Origin of the sequence: Caballeronia sp. BR00000012568055 (genome assembly GCF_029439455.1) — a bacterium.
GTDB lineage: Bacteria > Pseudomonadota > Gammaproteobacteria > Burkholderiales > Burkholderiaceae > Caballeronia.
The window spans coordinates 1-785 of sequence record NZ_JAQFVG010000181.1 but is presented as its reverse complement, the minus strand read 5'-3'; the positions used below and the strand labels follow the sequence as shown (position 1 = coordinate 785).

Below are 785 nucleotides of genomic sequence, written 5' to 3'. Positions count from 1 at the left end.
GCCGATCCGCACGGGCGATCATAAAGAACGGTTTGGTGTTCGTTCGGCAGGCGCTCAATCATCATTTCGATGACGTATCCAATCGGCGCTTGCTCGGCGCCAGGAACGGCGAGAAGGGCGCGGGCGAACGTTAATACGGATGCTGCCGTGGTTCCCTTCTTGGTATGTTCCGCAAACAGTTCCCAAATTTGTTCGTCAGTCATTTGCTTGCTCCTTCGCGAGACGTTGATGGCCTTGTCGCACTGCAGTGTCGCCTGATGCGTTGACGGTTCATCGATAAGCTATGGGACAAGGCTATCGCGCAAAGAGATCAGGTCAAGGCGCGGTAAGCTCACGCAATCACGCGCCAGGCCTCCGTTATCGGTTTGCCGTTCGGCTGGTCCGTCTTTCGCTCATCCATAGCGGCCCACGCGTCGCAATGCTTGCCCTTGCCGTTGTAAGCGCATGCGAACGTTTGTTCACGGCGTTCTGCTGTCATTGGCTGAGGAGCTATTGCAGCATCGATTGCTGAGCAATCAAATCTCGGTTGGCATCTTTTTTGATGCTCTTTCTCGAGAGGTAAGGGCGTCGAGTTTTTCAGAAAGCTCAAGCATCTGCGCATCGGCAAGACCCAACCGAGTGCTCAGGCGATCGATATGAGTGATCGCAAGGCTGTATTGCTCGGACAGCATAGACAGCGCACAAAATGGGCTTAGTGTCGCGTGGCAAATGCAACACACGACCGTGCCGTCGTTGGGATGAAGCTGGATGCGGCGATGTGTGCACTCCGTGCGCGAGCGTTTAGT

General features: G+C 55.2%; 2 protein-coding genes. Both read right to left on the bottom strand.

Going from position 1 to position 785, the window contains the following annotated elements; translation table 11 throughout:
- Positions 1–203 (bottom strand): hypothetical protein (locus P7F28_RS09655; protein ID WP_277184279.1); only part of this gene is annotated, 203 nt, incomplete at its 3' end.
- A gap of 312 nt (positions 204–515) precedes the next feature.
- Positions 516–785: hypothetical protein (locus P7F28_RS09650; RefSeq protein ID WP_277184278.1), on the bottom strand; the 270-nt coding region annotated here is incomplete at its 5' end.